The 16,511-nt window shown below is 72.7% G+C and carries 16 protein-coding genes; 7 read left to right on the top strand and 9 right to left on the bottom strand.

The features are described from left to right. The first annotated feature begins 680 nt into the window (after positions 1 to 680). The gene (locus tag O7602_RS08870) at positions 681 to 2,174 is read left to right on the top strand and encodes a GH1 family beta-glucosidase (RefSeq protein WP_281587780.1); all 1,494 of its coding nucleotides are present in this window, start codon (positions 681 to 683) and stop codon (positions 2,172 to 2,174) included. Between the two features lie 66 nt (positions 2,175 to 2,240). On the opposite strand, the gene O7602_RS08865 is transcribed toward O7602_RS08870, so the two are convergent. The 4 genes from O7602_RS08865 to wrbA form a co-directional block, all read right to left on the bottom strand. Beyond that, positions 2,241 to 2,654, bottom strand: coding sequence for a roadblock/LC7 domain-containing protein (locus O7602_RS08865; protein ID WP_348651316.1), 414 nt, complete (start codon positions 2,652 to 2,654; stop codon positions 2,241 to 2,243). A 5-nt stretch (positions 2,655 to 2,659) separates the two neighbouring features. Beyond that, positions 2,660 to 5,302, bottom strand: coding sequence for a nitrate- and nitrite sensing domain-containing protein (locus tag O7602_RS08860; RefSeq protein ID WP_281587777.1), 2,643 nt, complete (start codon positions 5,300 to 5,302; stop codon positions 2,660 to 2,662). Between the two features lie 62 nt (positions 5,303 to 5,364). Next, positions 5,365 to 6,747: an FGGY family carbohydrate kinase gene (locus O7602_RS08855; RefSeq protein ID WP_281587776.1), complete on the bottom strand. Its 1,383-nt coding sequence runs from the start codon at positions 6,745 to 6,747 to the stop codon at positions 5,365 to 5,367. A 61-nt stretch (positions 6,748 to 6,808) separates the two neighbouring features. Beyond that, the gene (gene wrbA / locus O7602_RS08850; RefSeq protein WP_281587774.1) at positions 6,809 to 7,426 is read right to left on the bottom strand and encodes an NAD(P)H:quinone oxidoreductase; all 618 of its coding nucleotides are present in this window, start codon (positions 7,424 to 7,426) and stop codon (positions 6,809 to 6,811) included. Positions 7,427 to 7,723: 297 nt separating this feature from the next. Here wrbA and O7602_RS08845 point away from each other — a divergent pair, with 297 nt between their 5' ends. After that, positions 7,724 to 8,827: a winged helix DNA-binding domain-containing protein gene (locus O7602_RS08845; protein ID WP_281587773.1), complete on the top strand. Its 1,104-nt coding sequence runs from the start codon at positions 7,724 to 7,726 to the stop codon at positions 8,825 to 8,827. Between the two features lie 189 nt (positions 8,828 to 9,016). On the opposite strand, the gene ugpC is transcribed toward O7602_RS08845, so the two are convergent. From ugpC to O7602_RS08825, 4 genes are read right to left on the bottom strand one after another with little or no spacing between them, the layout of a single operon-like run. Beyond that, entirely contained in the window at positions 9,017 to 10,225 is a 1,209-nt protein-coding gene (gene ugpC / locus O7602_RS08840; RefSeq protein ID WP_281587771.1) for a sn-glycerol-3-phosphate ABC transporter ATP-binding protein UgpC, read from the bottom strand. 9 nt (positions 10,226 to 10,234) lie between these two features. Then, positions 10,235 to 11,071 carry a carbohydrate ABC transporter permease gene (locus tag O7602_RS08835; protein ID WP_281587769.1) on the bottom strand — a complete coding sequence of 279 codons (837 nt, stop codon included), beginning with the start codon at positions 11,069 to 11,071 and terminating at the stop codon, positions 10,235 to 10,237. A gap of 1 nt (position 11,072) precedes the next feature. Beyond that, positions 11,073 to 12,068 (bottom strand): sugar ABC transporter permease, encoded by a 996-nt coding sequence (locus O7602_RS08830; protein WP_281587767.1) that lies wholly within the window; start codon positions 12,066 to 12,068, stop codon positions 11,073 to 11,075. Beyond that, the gene (locus O7602_RS08825; RefSeq protein WP_281587765.1) at positions 12,065 to 13,348 is read right to left on the bottom strand and encodes an ABC transporter substrate-binding protein; all 1,284 of its coding nucleotides are present in this window, start codon (positions 13,346 to 13,348) and stop codon (positions 12,065 to 12,067) included. Before O7602_RS08825 ends, O7602_RS08830 begins: the two co-directional genes overlap by 4 nt. Positions 13,349 to 13,553: 205 nt before the next feature. Between O7602_RS08825 and O7602_RS08820 the strand changes: the two genes are divergently transcribed. The 5 genes from O7602_RS08820 (at position 13,554) to O7602_RS08800 (ending at position 15,682) form a co-directional block, all read left to right on the top strand. Then, a complete protein-coding gene (locus tag O7602_RS08820; protein WP_281587764.1) occupies positions 13,554 to 14,132 on the top strand; it encodes a DsbA family protein in 579 nt (192 codons plus the stop codon). A gap of 13 nt (positions 14,133 to 14,145) precedes the next feature. Beyond that, entirely contained in the window at positions 14,146 to 14,436 is a 291-nt protein-coding gene (locus O7602_RS08815) for a hypothetical protein (RefSeq protein WP_281587762.1), read from the top strand. 41 nt (positions 14,437 to 14,477) lie between these two features. Next, on the top strand, positions 14,478 to 14,720 hold the full coding sequence (locus tag O7602_RS08810) for a ribbon-helix-helix protein, CopG family (protein ID WP_281587760.1): 243 nt from the start codon (positions 14,478 to 14,480) through the stop codon (positions 14,718 to 14,720). 207 nt (positions 14,721 to 14,927) lie between these two features. Next, positions 14,928 to 15,359 carry a hypothetical protein gene (locus tag O7602_RS08805; protein WP_281587758.1) on the top strand — a complete coding sequence of 144 codons (432 nt, stop codon included), beginning with the start codon at positions 14,928 to 14,930 and terminating at the stop codon, positions 15,357 to 15,359. Positions 15,360 to 15,406: 47 nt separating this feature from the next. Next, on the top strand, positions 15,407 to 15,682 hold the full coding sequence (locus O7602_RS08800) for a hypothetical protein (protein ID WP_281587756.1): 276 nt from the start codon (positions 15,407 to 15,409) through the stop codon (positions 15,680 to 15,682). Between the two features lie 22 nt (positions 15,683 to 15,704). Here O7602_RS08800 and O7602_RS08795 read toward each other — a convergent pair whose 3' ends face one another. Beyond that, on the bottom strand, positions 15,705 to 16,391 hold the full coding sequence (locus tag O7602_RS08795) for a hypothetical protein (protein WP_281587754.1): 687 nt from the start codon (positions 16,389 to 16,391) through the stop codon (positions 15,705 to 15,707). Positions 16,392 to 16,511: the final 120 nt, after the last annotated feature.

Genomic DNA, 16,511 nt, shown 5'->3' with positions numbered 1-16,511 from the left:
CCCTCGGCGGCCCGTGCTCGCGCGAGCTGGCTCCGCGTCGCGTATCGAAAGTCTGCCATGGAAGCGCTCCCACCACAATGGCCAGGGCGGACGCCCACTTCCATGTTTCGATCTCGTTTAGGGGCTTTCACAAAGCCGTGACGGGCGTTACAGTCGCAGCATCGCCGATGGGAGCGCTTCCATCGACGGAGATTGTAAGTACTGAATCGCCGGGGACACCCGTGCTCGGCGTATCGGCCCAGTGGCCGACGGCGATACCAGCCCGGACGCCGCCGCCGGCCATCACCCGCCAGACGGAGGGAGGTGGAACCAGAGCCACTCGCGTGGCCCGGCTCCCGCGCGACACGCACGACGGACGCCAATTCCATGTCGTGTGTGTGTGCATCTCGGTGGGGACGGGGGTTGCCCTCCCCCGTCCCCACACTAAACCCCCGTTGTCGACGGCAAAAGAGGCCGACGGGACAGGCGTGTGACGCCACCCGGACGGCCTTTCTCGCTATCTGCCCCATCTCGCCGCTCGCCCCCCACCCCCCGAGCGACACCCGCCCACCAACTCCGGCCGCCCGCCGGCCGCGCCGCCATACGCGCCGCGACCGCCGGAATCGAGGCCGGCCGCCTCCGGCCTATGCTGGGAGCGCTCCCGGCCCGCCGGGCGGCCCGTCACTCCGAGGAGAGACCCCATGTCGTTACTCACCCGACGGCGCCTGCTCCGCCGCGCCGCCCTGTCCGCGACCGCCGCCGGCGCGGTCCGGACCGGGCTCGCCGGCGCCACCGCGGCCGGGATCGCGGCCTCCGCCACCGCCCTCGGCGGCTGCGACTCATCGCCCGAGCGCCGCACCGACCAGGAGTCGGACCGAGGGCTGCGCTTCCCGCCCGACTTCGGCTGGGGCGCGGCGACCTCGGCGTACCAGATCGAGGGGGCCGCCAAGGAGGACGGGCGCGGTGAGTCCGTCTGGGACACCTTCAGCCGTACCCCCGGGCGCACCCGCAACGGCGACACCGGCGACGTCGCGGCCGACCACTACCACCGCTACGCCGAAGACCTCGACCTGATGCGCGAGCTGGGGCTGCGCAGCTACCGGTTCTCCATCGCCTGGCCGCGGATCCAGGCCGACGGCTCCGGCCGCCCCAATCAGCGTGGCCTGGACTTCTACCGCCGGCTCGTGGACGGCCTGCACGAGCGGGGCATCGCACCGATGGCCACCCTGTTCCACTGGGATCTCCCCCAGGCCCTCCAGGACGACGGCGGCTGGGAGAACCGCGACACCGCCGAGCGTTTCGCCGACTACGCCGACATCGTGTTCCGCGCCCTCGGCGGGCAGGTACCGGTGTGGCTGACCGTCAACGAGCCCAAGACCGTGGTGCAGAACGGGTACATCTGGGGTCATCACGCGCCCGGCCACAAGGACGAGGCGGCGGCCTATCTGGTGGCCCACCACCTCCAACTCGGCCACGGCCTCGCCGTGCAGGCGCTGCGCGCCTCCGGGGTGCCCGGACGCATCGGCCCGGCGCTCAACCTGCACCCCTGCTACCCCGCCGACGACACCGCCGAGGCCGCCACCGCGACCCGCCTCTACGACGGCTACGAGAACCGCCTCTACCTCGACTCCATCTTCAAGGGCGCGTACCCGCAGGACGTGCTCGCCGACCTGGGCCCGGACAGCCGGATGGTCCGGGCCGTCCGGGACGGCGACCTGAAGATCATCTCCAGCCCGGTGGACCTGCTCGCGGTGCAGTACTACACCCCGATCTACGTCACCGGCGGCGGCGGCACGGTCCGCAAGTTGCCCACCACCGAGGCGGAGTGGCAGCAGATCTACCCCGAGGGCATGTACGACGTCCTGACCCGGGTCACCCGCGACTACGGCCCGGTGCCGATCACCGTCACCGAGAACGGCCTGCCCTGCCCGGACGTCCCCGGACCGGACGGCACCATCGACGACGCCGGCCGGGTCACCTTCCTGCGCGACCACTTCGCCGCCGCGCACCGTGCGATCCGCGACGGGGTGCCGCTGGAGAGCTACCACGTCTGGTCGCTGCTCGACAACTTCGAGTGGGACCAGGGCTTCGAGCAGCGCTGGGGCCTGGTCTACGTGGACTACCGGACCCAGCGACGGGTGTTCAAGCGCAGCGCCCACTGGTACCGCGACGTGATCCGCCGCAACGGACTCTGAGGGTCTGCCCCGGCCGGCGGCACCGCCGGCCGGGCACCCGGGCAGCGCGACAGCGCCTGGTTCGGCTCAGCGCGGCAGCGCCTGTTGCAGTTCGGCCCGCAGCGCCGGGGTGAGCATCTCGCCGGTCTGCTTGGCCAGCCGCGCCATCTCGTAGCCGACCACGCCGATGTCGGCGTCCGCGCCGGCCAGCGTGGCCAGGATCGAGCCGTCCCGGATCTGCATGACCAGGAAGTAGCCCCGGCCCATCTCGACCACGGTCTGCTTGACGATGTCGCCGTCGAACATCTGGGCCGCGCCCGCGGTGATGCTCATCAGACCCGAGGTGACCGCGGCCAGCTTGTCGGCGTGGTCACGGGGCAGGTGCGCGGAGATCGCCACCAGCAGCCCGTCGGAGGACACCACCACGGCGTGCGCCACACCCGGAACACGCTCGGCGAACCCGTTCACCAGCCAGCTCAGGTCCCGTGCTTCCTGGCTCAACGTCGTCACTGTCGTCGTCCTCCTTGGTCCTGCGGCAGGTACATCTCGGTGGTCTCCTCGGTCTCCGCCCGCCGCACGCCGCCGTAGAAGCGGGACAGCATGCCGCCGACCGCCTCCGGGTCCGGCTCGTGCCGCACCGCCGCCCGGTCCGGTCGGTCCGCCGGGGAGACGGCGGCGAGCTGCGCCATCGGTACGCGTACCGGCAGGCCACGTGCGTTCGTCCCGCCGGTCACCGGCGTCGGCGCCGGCGCGGGCGTCACACCCAGCACCGACGACGTCGGCCCCTGCCGCGAGAACCAGCCGCCACCGGCGGCCGGACCGGCCGCCGGGGCGAGCACGTGCTCGGCCCGGCCGGGCGCCGGTCGGTGGCGCGGCACCGCGCCGGGCGGACCAGCGGGCGCGGGCGGACCGGTCGGCCCGCCCTCCGTCGCGTCGCCGAGCGGCCGGCCGGTCAGTGGCGACACCGGCAGCGACGGCGCACCCGGTGGCGCCATCTGCGCCGTGGCCATCTGCGGCGCGGCCGGGTGCCGGCCGGCCACCGGCAGCTCGGCGGTGGCCACGCCGAACGTCCGCGACCCCACGGCGACCTCGCCGGTAAGCGTCCGCGCCGGCATCGGCGGGTCCAGGTCCGGCGCGGACGCCTCCGCCAGCAAGCCGGCCGGGATCCGGACCCGGGTGACCAGGCCCTCCCGGCCGGGGCGCAACTGCACCCACACCCCGTGCCGGGCGCCCAGGTGGCTCACCACGAACAGGCCCATCCGCTCGGAGGCGCCCACGTCGGCCGCCGGCGGCTCGGCCAGCACCGCGTTCGCCTCGGCGAGCGCGGCCGGACCCATGCCGAGCCCCTGGTCGATGATCTCCACAAGCGCGCCCGGCCCGTCCGCCCGGACCACCACCCGCACCGCCGTCTCCGGCCGGGAGAACGCGGTGGCGTTCTCCAACAGCTCCGCGAACAGGTGCACCAGGTCGCCCACGGCGTGCCCCACCACGTGCAGGTCGGCGTGGCTCTCGTGGCGTATCCGCTGATATTGCTCGATCTCCGCGCTGGCCGCGAGCAGCACCGCGCCCAGCCCCACCGGGCGGTTCCACCGGCGGGTGGACTCGGTGCCGGCGAGCACCAGCAGGCTCTCGTCGTTGCGGCGCATGCGGGCGGCGAGGTGGTCCAGCTTGAACAGGTTCTCCAGCTGATCCGGGTCGCTCTCCTCGCGTTCCAGGTCGTCGAGAAGCTCCAACTGCCGCTCGACGAGCACCTGACTGCGCCGGGCCAGGTTGACGAACATCGCGTTGACGTTCTGGCGCATCGTCGCCTGCTCGACCGCGACCCCGACGGCGCTGCGGTGCACCGCCACGAACGCCTCCGCCAGCTCGCCGATCTCGTCCTGCGATTTGATCACCGCCGGGGGCACGGCGATCGCGCCCACCGGACGGTCCACCGCGCGCAGCCGCTCCAGCGTCATCGGCAGCTCCACCTGAGCGATGCGCAGCGCCTGGCCACGCAGCTGGCGGATGGCGCGGGCCACCGACCGGCCCACCAGCAGCGAGATGAGCACCGCCACCAGGAGCACCGTGACGATGCCGCCGGCCACCAGCAACGTCTCGCGCAACTGCCGGGCGCTCGCGTCGTCGGCCCGGCGACCCGCGTCGTCGACGATCTCGCCCTCGAGCTGGCCGAACAGCGCCTGCCGCTGCTCGGTGGCCGCCCACCAGAGCGTCGCGGACGGCAGCGCCGGCTTCGCGTCGCCGACGGGCAGGGTCCGCTCCTCCAACCGGGCGGCCGCGACGAACGCCGGGTCCACCGACGTCCGGTCGTAGCGGCGGATCTGCTCGTCGGTGGCCGCCACCCGGAACGCGCCGAGCGCGGTCAGCTGCTGGGCGCGCAGATCGCTCAGGGTCACCTGGTTGTCCGAGGTGTACCGGCCGGACCGGGCGGCGGCGTAGAGCTCGCCGCGGATCCGCGAGGACAACTCCTTGACCCGGGCCAGCTGCACGTAGCGCAACACCGCCTCGGTCAGCTCCTGCCGGTCGCCGCCGGGCGACGGCTCGGCGAGCAGGCTGATCAGCGCCGCGACGGAGCGGTGGTAGTTGCTGAGGATGGTGTCGCTGGCGAGCAGCGCGGCTGGCACCGCCGCCCGGATGGCCACCACCTGGTCGTACGCCTCAAGCGCCTCGGAGTAGGCGATCCGCCAGGCGGCGTCCGCGTCGGCCAATGGCGCGGCGACGGTCCGTAGCTCGTCCATTGCCCGGTCGGTGGCCTCCTGGAACGGCCGTAGCGCGACCACCGCGGCGTCCCGGTCGGCGCCGGCGCCGGCCCGGCGCAGCGCGGCCAACTCGCCCGCGGAGCGGTCCCGCTCCTGCTGGATCCGATCGATCACGGTGGTGATCTGGCGACCGATGCCGACCTGATCGGCGAAGTCACTCAGAGTGGTGGTCGTACCCACCAGACTCCGGGTCTGCACGCCGGCGAGAACCAGGAACGCCAGCGTGGGGATCACCAGCACGGTGGCCAGTTTGGTCCCCATCCGCCAGTCCCGCAGCCGGAACCCCGAGCGCCGCCGGTGCGGCGCCGGGGCCACGCCGCGGGCCGGGTCGGGACGTGCGCCCACACTCGCCTCCTCGATCCGCTCCACCACGTCGGGGAGCGGCTCCATCCAACCAGGCCAGCGGGCGGTGTCAACGGCCGCCCGGACGGCATGAGCAGGACGATCAGTGTTCAGACGTCCGGTGCGGCGTCCTCGTCGGTCCCGCCGACGCCGCCGATGGAGGTCGCCTCCGGCACCCGTCCGAGGGCCACCAGAGCGGCCCCGGTCGCCCCGATCTCCGGGTTCCGCTGCCACCGCACCGTACGCGGGACGAGCGCGTCGGCGAAGGCCGTGCGCCACCACCGCGAGGCGGTCAACGCCCCGCCGCCGAGCACCACCTCCATCGGGTCGCCGACGCCGGCCTCGAGCAGCGCCAGGTCGTCGGTGACGAGCCGGCACAGCCCGTCCATCAGCCCGGCCAGGATGTCCACCGCGGTGGTGCCGAAGCTCAACCCGCGCAGCTCGCCCGAGCCGGCGGGGGCGGTGCCCGGGGGCCGGTCGCCGCCGAAGCGGGGATCGGCCCGCACCGGCCGGGCGGCGGCGGCCCGGCGCAGCGCGGCCTCCAGCTCCGCGTCCTTCGGCAGCCGCAGCTCGCGGGCGGCCCAGGCGAACAGGTTCCCGCCGCTGGAGTACGCCGCCCCGGTGACCACGTGGTCGTGGTCGACCCGATAGCGCCAGAGCTGGTCCGGCAGCGGCGGCAGCTCCGCGCCGGCCGGAACCGCCTGGATCACGCGGACCGCGGCGGAGGTGCCGACGGTGACCGCGGCCCGGGACCCGTCGACGCAGCCGGAGCCCACGTTCGACGCGGCCCCGTCGCCGACCGGCGCCGCCCAGCGCGCGTCGGCGAGCGCCGGCCAGCGCCGGGCGTGTCGCGCGTTCAACCGGCCGTGCCAGCCCTCCGGCGCCAGCGGCGGCAGCCGCCGCGGGGACAGGCCGGCGAGCGCCAACGCCTCCGCGTCCCAGTCGAGGCGACGAAGGTCGAGCAGCCCGGTGCCGGAGGCCAGCGACGCCGACATCGGCGCCTCGTCGAGCAGCGCGCCGAGGACGTACTCGGCCAGGCCGACGAAGCGGGCGGCCGAGTCGCCGCCGCGCTCCCGTAACCAGGGCAGCCGCATCGACCAGTAGCAGCGGTGCCACCAGGTGCCGGTCCGCCGGTGGTAGTCGTCCGGGTCGGCCGGGCCGGACGCGCCGGTGGGCGGCGCCGCCCGGGTGTCCAGCCAGGTCAGCACCGGGCCGGACGGGGTGCCGTCGGGGGCCAGCGGCAGCACCGAGTGCCACTGCCCGGACGTCGCCACCAGCCCGACCTGCCGCAGGTGCCCGCCGGCGGCCAACTCGTCCAGGCACTCCACCAGGCACGCCAGGTAGCCGGGGCCGTCAAGCGTCCCGGTGCCGTCGTCGCCGGTGACCAGGTGCACCTTCCGGCGGGCCAGCGCGCCCGGACGCGGCACCGCGTCCGGGTCGAGCACCAGCCCGCGTACCGAGGAGGTGCCCAGGTCCAGAGCGAGAATGTCCATCGCCGGTCAACCTACCCGGCGCAGGCGGCGACTCTGATCGGCTTCCGCGGCACCGGACGCGTCAGCCGGCCATGCCCCGCTTGAGCGCGGCCCCGGTCAGCACCGCCCGCTTGGCGGTGAGCGCGGTGGCGGCCAGCGCGACGTGGTCCGGGGCGATCTCGCCGTTGTTGCTCGTGTGCGACGCGCCGTACGGGTTGCCGGCGACGAACTGGCTGGGGTCGGTGTAGCCGGGGGTCACCACGATGCCACCCCAGTGGTAGAAGACCGTGTACAGCGACAGCAGCGTGGCCTCCTGGCCACCGTGCGAGGTCGCGGTCGAGGTGAAGCCGGTGTAGACCTTGTCGGCGAGCAGTCCGTTGGCCCAGAGCGGGCCGGTGGTGTCGATGAACTGCTTGAGCTGCGCGGCGATCATGCCGTACCGGGTGGGCGATCCCATGATCACAACGTCGGCCCAGGACAGGTCGTCCGGCTCGGCCTCCATCACGTCCTGGGTCTCCAGCCGGTGCGCCTGCCAGCCCGAGTTGGAGCGGATCGCCTCGTCGGGCGCCAGCTCACGCACCTTGCGCAGGCGGACCTCGGCACCGGCTTCCCCCGCCGCCTCGGCCGCCGACTGCGCCATCTGGTAGGTGATACCGGTCGCGCTGTAGTAGATCACCGCGACCTTGACCTGGCCATCCATCAGACGTTCTCCTTCTCGAATTGCCGGTGAGCTCCGGCGACTACCCGTTAGTTGCCGGCGCAAACGCCGCTCAAGATTTGCGCAAGTTCGGCCGGCAACCGCGCGCCCGGCCGCGCGCACCGAGGATCCTGTTCACACCGGCGCCGGCCGATCGCCGCCCCTGCGCCGGGAACCTGAACGGGGGATCGCGCTCCGTCGGCACCGCTGCCGGCGTAGCGCGATCAGGGGTCCACTCCCGCCCGGCGCTGTCGGAGTCCGGCCCTATGCTCACCGTCCAGCCGCTGACGGGAGGCCGCCGTGACCGTACGCCTCGATCGCGCCGAGGCGCTCGCGCTCCGCATGACCAGCCTGCTGCTGCGTCCGCATCCGGCCACCCGGCCGCGGAGCGTGTCCGATGTGGTGGAGTGGTTCGGCGCCATGCAGTCGCAGGACGCGGCAAGCGGGCTGTGGTCGCTCGGCGTCCGCCTGCCCGGCCGCACCCGGGGCGACGTCCACGCGGCGCTGGAGCGACGCGAGGCGCTGCGGACCTGGCCGATGCGGGGCACGGTGCACCTGGTGCCGCCGCGGGACGCGCACTGGATGCTCGCCGTGACCGGGGTCCGCGCACTGGGCGGGCTGGCCGCCAGGTGGCGTCAGCTCGGGCTCACCCTCACCGACGGCGACCGCGCCGGCGACGTGCTCGGCGCGGCGCTCAGCGGCGGCGGTCGGCTCACCCGCGCCGAGTGCCTGGCCGCGCTGCGGACCGCCGGGCTGGACACCGCCGGCCAGCGCGGCTACCACCTGTTGTGGTACGCGGCCCAGCGCGGCATCACCTGCATCGCGCCGCAGGTGGGCAACGAGCAGACATTCGCGCTGCTCGACGAATGGGTGCCCGACCCGCACCGCCCGGAGCGCGACGAGGCGCTGGCGGTGCTGGCCCACCGCTACGTGCGCGGCCACGGCCCGGTGACCCGGCACGAGCTGGCCCGGTGGAGCGGGCTGACCGTCACCGACGCGACCCGGGCCCTCACCCTGGCCGGTGACCTCCTCGCCCCGGTCGAGGTCGACGGCGAGCCGGCGACGGTCGACGCCGCGCTGCTCGACGCGCCCCGCGCCCCCGTCGACGACCTGCACGTGCTGCCCGGCTTCGACGAATACCTGCTGGGCTTCAAGGACCGTTCGCTGATGCTCGACCCGGCGCACGCCGCCGCCGTGGTGCCCGGCAACAACGGGATGTTCCAGGCCACGGTGGTGCGCGGCGGCCGGGTGGTCGGCACCTGGAAGCGGACGCTCACGGCGAAGACGGTGACGGTGACCGTGCGGCAGCTCGTGCCGTTCGACGCGCCGCTGCGCGCCCGGGTCGACGCGGCTCTGGCCGGCTACGCCCGCTTCCTCGGGCTGGAGCTGCGTCACTCCTGGTGACGGCGCTCCTGCCCGGAGCGCGCCACGTCGCGCTCCGCGTTCTCCTCACCCGGGCGCGCCTCGAGGGTCGGCTGCTGCGGCCGGCCCCAGCCACGGGCGTGCCGGCGGGCGTGCCGACTGCGCCCGCGTCCATTGGGCGACCGGAGGGTCGGCGACCGAGGCCGCCGACCCTCCCGCGCGCACCTACGCTCAGTCGGCGAGCGCGCCGGCCGACCGCCCCTCGTGCAGGGTCAGGTTGCGACCGCTGCCCGGGTCGAACAGGTGGATCTTCTCCAGGTTGAACCACACCCGGCGCGACTCGCCCTCCCGCGCCGGCGACTCCGCCGACAGCCGGGTGACCAGGCTGGACCCGGCGCCGGCGAAGTCGGCGGCCCCCGCGTCGGCGGCCAACTCCTCCAGCTCGGCGGCGGTGGCCCGCTCCCCCTCGACGGTGAAGTAGACGTACTTGTCCGAGCCCATCGACTCGACGATGTCGACAGGCGCCTCGAACTCCACCCCCCGGCGGCGGGTCTCGTCGTCGATGAGCGCGGCGTCCTCGAAGTGCTCCGGGCGGACGCCGAGGATCAGCTCACGCGGGGCGTCGCCGGCCTCCAGCTCGCGACGGATCCGCTCGCCGATGGGCACGTCGCCGAGCGCGGTCCGCAGCTTCCCCTCCTCCACCTTGGCGTGCAGGAAGTTCATCGACGGCGAGCCGATGAACCCGGCGACGAAGAGGTTGCGCGGGTGGTCGTACAGCTCCTGCGGCGGGCCGACCTGCTGCACCGCGCCGCCGCGCATGATGACCACCCGGTCGCCGAGGGTCATCGCCTCGGTCTGGTCGTGGGTGACGTAGACGGTGGTGGTGCCGAGCTGCTTCTGCAACCGGGACACCACCGTGCGCATCTGCACCCGCAGCTTGGCGTCCAGGTTGGACAACGGCTCGTCCATCAGGAACGCCTTGGGCTGGCGGACGATCGCCCGCCCCATCGCCACCCGCTGCCGCTGGCCGCCGGAGAGGTTGGCCGGCTTGCGGTCCAGCAGCGCGGTCAGCTCCAGCACCTTGGCGGCCTCGTCCACCTTCTGGTTGATGGTCTCCTTGTCCATCTTCGCCAGGCGCAGCGGGAAGGCCATGTTCTCCCGCACCGTCATGTTCGGGTAGAGCGCGTACGACTGGAAGACCATGGCGATGTCCCGGTCCCGGGGCGCCTTGTCGTTGACCCGCTCCCCCGCGATCCGCAGCTCACCGGCGCTGATGTCCTCCAGCCCGGCGATCATGTTGAGGGTGGTGGACTTCCCGCAGCCGGAGGGGCCGACCAGGATGACGAACTCGCCGTCGGCGATCTCCAGGTCGACGTCCTGCACGGCGGTGGTCCCGTCCGGGAACCGCTTGCTCACCTTGTCCAGCACGATGTCAGCCACTGTTACCACCTATCCCTTGACTGCGCCGGAGGTCAGGCCGGAGACGATGCGGCGCTGGAAGAAGAGCACGAACAGGATGATCGGCACGGTGATCACCACCGCGGCGGCGCAGATCGCCCCGGTCGGGTCCTCGAACTGCGACTCGCCGGTGAAGAACTGCAACGCCACCGGGACCGTGCGGGACCGCTCGGTCGAGGTGAGCGTGATCGCGAACAGGAAGTCGTTCCAGCAGAAGATGAAGACCAGGATGGCCGTGGTGAACACGCCGGGCGCGGCCAGCGGGGCGATCACCCGCCGGAACGCCTGGCCCTGGGTGGCGCCGTCCATCTTCGCCGCCTTCTCCAGGTCCCACGGGATCTGCTTGAAGAACGCCGACAGCGTGTAGATCGCCAGCGGCAGCGCGAACGTGATGTACGGCAGGATCAGGCCCGGCCAGGTGTCGAAGAGGCCGAGCTGCCGCTCGATCTCGAACAGCGGCGACACCAGCGACACCTGGGGGAACATCGCGATCAGCAGGGAGACCCCGACCAGCAGCTTCTTGCCCGGGAAGTCCAGCCGGGAGATCGCGTACGCGGCCATCGTGCCGAGCACCACCGCGATCGCGGTGGCGATCAGCGCGATGCCGATCGAGTTGATCAGGGCCCGGACGAACTGGTCGGTGTCGAAGATCGTCCGGTAGTTGTCGAGCGTCCACTCCCGCGGCCAGAACTTGCCGTCGGTGAGCGTGCCCGGGGTCTTGAACGACAGCGAGGCGATCCAGAGCACCGGGACGAGCGCGAAGACGACGACCACGACGTCCAACACACCCCAGCGCAGCTTCGCCCGTGTGGTGGTTTCCACGGCCATGTCAGCGCCTCTCCCCATCGTCGCTGCCGGGGGCAGCGGTGCCGAACAGCTTCACGAAGACGAAGGCGATGATCGCCACGGTGATGAAGATGAGCACCGACATCGTGGAGCCGATGCCGAGGTTCAAGCCCCGGATCAGGTTGTTGTAGGCGAGCATCGACACCGACGAGGTCTCGTTGCCGCCGTTGGTGAGCACGAAGATGTTGTCGAAGACCCGGAACGCGTCGAGCGTGCGGAACAGCAGCGCGACCAGGATCGCCGGCTTCATCACCGGCAGCATCACCTTGGTGAACCGCTGCCACGCCGTCGCCCCGTCGGTGGAGGCCGCCTTGAGCAGGTCCTCCGGCACCAGCGCCAGCCCGGCCATCAGCAGCAACGCCATGAACGGGGTGGTCTTCCAGATCTCCGCCAGCATGATGATCGCCAGCGAGCTGGCCCGTTCGGTGAGCGGCGCGCTGCCGTCGAACAGGTTCGCCAGGTAGCCGGTGCCGGGCGTCCAGGCGTACCGCCAGGAGAACGCCGCGACCACGGTGACGATGCCGTAGGGGATCAGCGCCGCGGTGCGGACGATGCCCCGGCCGACGAGCGTCCGGTGCATGATCAGCGCCAGGCCCATGCCGAGCACCAGCTCGACCGCGACGGTGACCACCGTGATCAGCACGGTCACCCCGAACGCGGTCCACCAGAACTGGTTGCTCAGCACGGTGACGTAGTTGTCCAGCCCGACGAACTGCCGTTCGTCGGGAAAGCGCAGGTCGAACCGTTGCAGCGAGAGCCAGATCGAATACAGGATCGGGTACGCGGTGACGAGCACCATGACCAGCGCGGCGGGCGCGCACAGCAGCCAGCCGAGGCGACGCTCGGCGCGCTTGTTGTCGCTCAGCGGCGCGCCGGAGCCGCGGCGGGCCCGCTGGGCGGGGACCGTGGCGTGCCGGCCGGTCGGCTGCTCCGCCTCGGCGGCGGACTCCGCGCCGGCCGGAGTGGCGTTCACGCTCATGGCAGGACACCCTTCGACTCCAGCGCGTCGGCGATCGCCTTGCGCAGCTCGTCCGCGGTCTTCTCGGGGTCGATGCCCGACGGCGGCGACAGGATCGCCGACATCACGGTGGAGATGCTCTGGTAGGCCGGGGTCAGCGGACGCACCGCCGGCTCCTTCAGCTCCTCCAGGATGGTTTCCTTCATCGGGTACGCCTCGGCCATCTCCGGGTCGTCGTAGACCGACTCGATGGTCGGCGGCACGCCGTCGTTGACCGCGGAGAACTTCTGGTGCTCGGCGTCACGCAGGCACCGGGCCACCTCGAACGCCTCGGTCGGGTGCTTCGAGTAGGTGCTCACCGCCAGGTTGATCCCGCCGATGGTGACCTTGCTCGGCGTGTTCGCGTCGATGCCCGGCACCCGCGCCCACTTCACGTCCTTGGCCAGCTCCGGGCTGGCCTCCTGCATGGCCGGGTAGACGAACGGCCAGTTCACCTGGAACGCGCCGCCGCCGGACTGGAACTCCAGCCGCACCGGGTCCTCGGTCGCGTTGCTGAACGACGGCGACGTCACGCCCGACGTGGCGAACGTCTTGAGCTGTTCCAGCGCGCGCACGGTGCCGGCGTCCATCACCGCCTTCTTGCCGTCGTCGCTGAGGATCCTGCCGCCGGCGCTCTCGGCGAGCGTGTTGTAGAGCACCACCAGGCCCTCGTACTGGGCGCCCATGGTGAGCACCCGGTAGGGCTTGTCCTGTTCCTTCAGCCGCTGGGCCGCCGAGATCATCTCGTCCCAGGTCTTCGGCGGCTCGGACACCAGGTCGGCGCGATACCACAGCAGCTGCACGTTCGTGTTCTTCGGCGCGGCGTAGAGCTTGTCCTCGTACCGGGCGGTGTCCAGCGGCCCGGCGAGCGTGCCCTGCTCCGCCTCGGCCTTGTCCTGGCCGGTCCACTCCCGGATCCAGTCGGCGCTGGCGAACTCCTGGGTCCACGTCACGTCCAGGCCGAGCACGTCCATGCCGCTGTCCTGGGCCGCCAGCCGCCGGACCATCTGCACGCGCTGCTCGTCGGCCTGACGCGGCAGCACCCGGTAGCTGATCCGGTAGCGCCCCTGCGCCTGCGTGTTGCAGTCGTCGACCACCTTCTGCAGGTTCTGTTCCGGCGGGTAGTACAGGTTGATCGTCGGCGGGCCACCGTCGCCGCCGGACCCGCAGGCGGCCAGCGGCGCCACGAGCGCGAGCGCCACGGCTGCCGCCGCCGCGCGTACCGCCGGCCGGCGCGCGGCCGTGTCGGGGACTGTCGTCATCACCCTCCCCCTCTCTTCGGCGAGAGCCGGGGAGGTCACCCGTGCCCCGGCGCACGGCGAGACGACGAGGCACCGGCCCGTGCGCCCGACGCCTCGGGCGTTTCGTGCGGCTGAACGTGCCCGACCTGCCACGACGCGAAACATCACGGTCACGTGACGGTCACGCCGCGCTGCGCGCCGCCGCGACCGCGCCTAGGTTGGGGGGATGGACGCCACCTTCTTCTTCGACCCCGTCTGCCCCTGGACCTGGCGCACCTCCCGCTGGCTGGTCGCGGTCGCGCAGGCGCGCGGGCTGCGCGTGCAGTGGCGGGCATTCAGCCTGGCGATCCTCAACGACGGTCAGGTCCCCCCGGAGTTCGCCGCGCCGATGGCCGCCTCCCACCGGGTGCTGCGGCTGGTGGAGGCGTTGCGCGCGCAGGACCGGCACGACGACGCGGGCCGCCTCTACACCGAGGTCGGGGCGCGCAGCCACGACGCGGGCAACCCGCTCGGCGACAAGATCGTCGCGGCGGCGGTGGAGGCGGCCGGGCTGGCGGACGCGGCGCCGGCGCTCGACGACGAACGCTGGGACGCCGCGGTGCACGAGTCGCACGCCCTGGCGTACGGCTCGGCCGGACCGGACATCGGCTCGCCGGTGCTGATGGTGCCGGACGCCTCCCGGGGCATCCACGGCCCGATCATCACCGACGTCCCGGGCACCGAGGACGCGCTGACGATCTGGGACTCGATGCTGCCGCTGATGCGCCTGGACACGTTCCACGAACTCAAGCGCGCCCGCCGCTGACGCGTTTTACGCGTTGTACGCTGATGTCGGGACGGAGCGGGAGTACGGGTGGACCGACGCCGGAAAGGCCAGCGCGGCCCGGCACGACGTGTCCGAGCAGGAAGCGATCGATGCGCTCTACTCTCCGCAGCGGATCGAGAACTACATCGGCACCCTCCTGCTCGCCGTGGCCGGCCTGGCGGACACCGCCCGCGTGATCATGGTGCTCTGTGAGCGGATCGGGAAGGTCAGCAGCTACGCGATCCTGGCCGTGCGCCCCGCCACGCCTGATGAGGTCAAGCAGTGGATGGAGGGGACACGATGAGCGCAAAACAAGATCCGCGGACGATGAGCCGTGAGGAGTTGGTGGCCTACTTCGACCGGGGTGGCGACATCTCGGAACTGCTGCGGGACGCAACCGTGGGCCCCGATCTCGGCCCGGCCCCAGCCTCGGAGAGCGTACCGATGATCGTCACCGGCGTTCGCCTTCCCTCGACGATCGTCCGGCGGCTCGACGAACTTGCCGGCAACGACAAGGGTGGCCGTTCCGGCCTGATCCGCAGGGCGATCGACGAGTACCTGGCCCGGCACGCCGGAGAGGCGGCATGAGCGTCGTCCCATCAGGTGAACGGTGAGACTACCCAGCGTCAACGGACTGGACTAGCGTTTCCCTCACTCCGTGGCCAGCGCGTCGCCGACGATGTCGACCCGCCGCCGGCTGTCCCCCACAGCCCGCCCGATCGGTTGGTTCTCCCCGGAACCTCCGCGTGCGCGCGTACCGGTTGGGCAGGATTCTCCCCAGGAGGAGGTGCCGTCGTGCAGGACACCCGCGTTCTCACCCTGACGTTCGAGGTGAGCGGCCTGCCCCCGGTCAAGACCGAGGCCCTGTCCATCTTCGCCGCCGGACACCGACAGGCGACGAGGGTCCGCACCCTGCTCCAGGCCGCCTGCACGGCGGCCCAGCGCACCGGGTGGACCCCACTCGCCGGGCCGATCGAGGTGGACCTGACCCTGCGGTGCCCGCCCGGGCACCGCACCTCCGACGCCAGCACCCTGCTCGGCGGCGTCTGCGCCGTGCTCCAGGACAAGAAGCGGGTGGCGAACATCGGCCTCGCCCACCTCGGGGTGCTCGTCGACGTCGCCCTCTGGTCCGACGACCGGCAGATCCGCCGGCTGTCGTACGCGGAGGAGCCGGCGGAGGAGTTCTCGTACCTGGTCCGGGTGGCGGCCGTACCGACGATGGTTTGACCGACGCCCGCGGTCGGGTACCGCGGACGCCGACGAAGGGAGCGCCGATGTCGGAGCCACATGTCACGCTCGATCCGAGCGGGCTCGATCCGGTGCAGCAGAAGCTGCGCGGCCCGTTGGAGGATCAGCTGACCTCGGCCCTGCAGGCGGCCACCGAGCGGGTGCGCGCCAGCTACGCGGGCGAGCCCGTGGAGGACGTCTGCCGTCGGCTGCTCGACGAGACCCGCTCCGGCCTGCACCCGGACATCGCCGCCGGGTTCACGCCGGACATGGACGAGTTCTGCCGGGTGGCGGTGGCGATCGTCCGCGGCGAGGTCAACTGAGTTCGCCCGCGCCGGGCGGCGGTCAGCCCCGTCGGACGTCGACGGAGATGACGTGGGCGCCGTCCGGGCGGGTGGACTCAGCCAACCGCACCGGGACCGGCCCGCTCTCCGGCACCCGCAGGCCGAGCCCGAAGCTCAGGTGCCCCTCGAAGTCGCCGGCCGCGGCCCAGCCGAGCAGGGTCGGATAGTCGATGACCGCCGGCGGCACGTGGGCGGTCCCGCCGCCACGCGCGTCGTGCGCCTGCGCCGGGGAGAACCGCACCGACAGGAACGCCGTGCCGGGCAGTTCGACGGACGCGCCCCGCCCTTCGGTCACCACCTGAGCCACGTATCCGACCCGGTAGGACGGGGTGGGCCCGCGGAAGGCGAAGGTGATCCGGCTGAACCCCTCCGCCGGGTGGTCCCCGGTCTCCACCGCCACCAGGACGGGCAGCGGCTGCCCCGGGGTGACCGGCGCCCGCACCGGGTGCGTCACCCGGGCCGGGCGGTCGGGCACCGCCCAGCCCCAGGTCGTCCGCCAGGACGCGGTGGGCCCGGCGGCGCCGGTCGGCACCGGCGGGGCGGTGGCGGAGGGCGGCGCGACAGTCGTCGTGGCCGGCGCGGCGAGCGCCGAGGTCGGGGGCGACGCGCCGTCGTGGCCGGTCGTCGTGCAGGCCGCCGCGAGCAGCACGACCAGGCCGGCGAGCAGCGGTACGCGCGGAAGTGCCATGACTCAGTGTCGCTCCGTGACGGCCGGCGCACCAGAGGGTCACGCCCGGCGCTGACCGGACGGGTCAGGACCGGGTCCGCAACTCCCCGGCCCTGACCCCGGCCGTCCGACGTGGTATCG

The organism is Micromonospora sp. WMMD1128, from assembly GCF_027497235.1.
Classification (GTDB): domain Bacteria; phylum Actinomycetota; class Actinomycetes; order Mycobacteriales; family Micromonosporaceae; genus Micromonospora.
The sequence above is the reverse complement of the archived record's forward strand: the minus strand, read 5'-3'. Positions and strand labels throughout refer to the sequence as shown.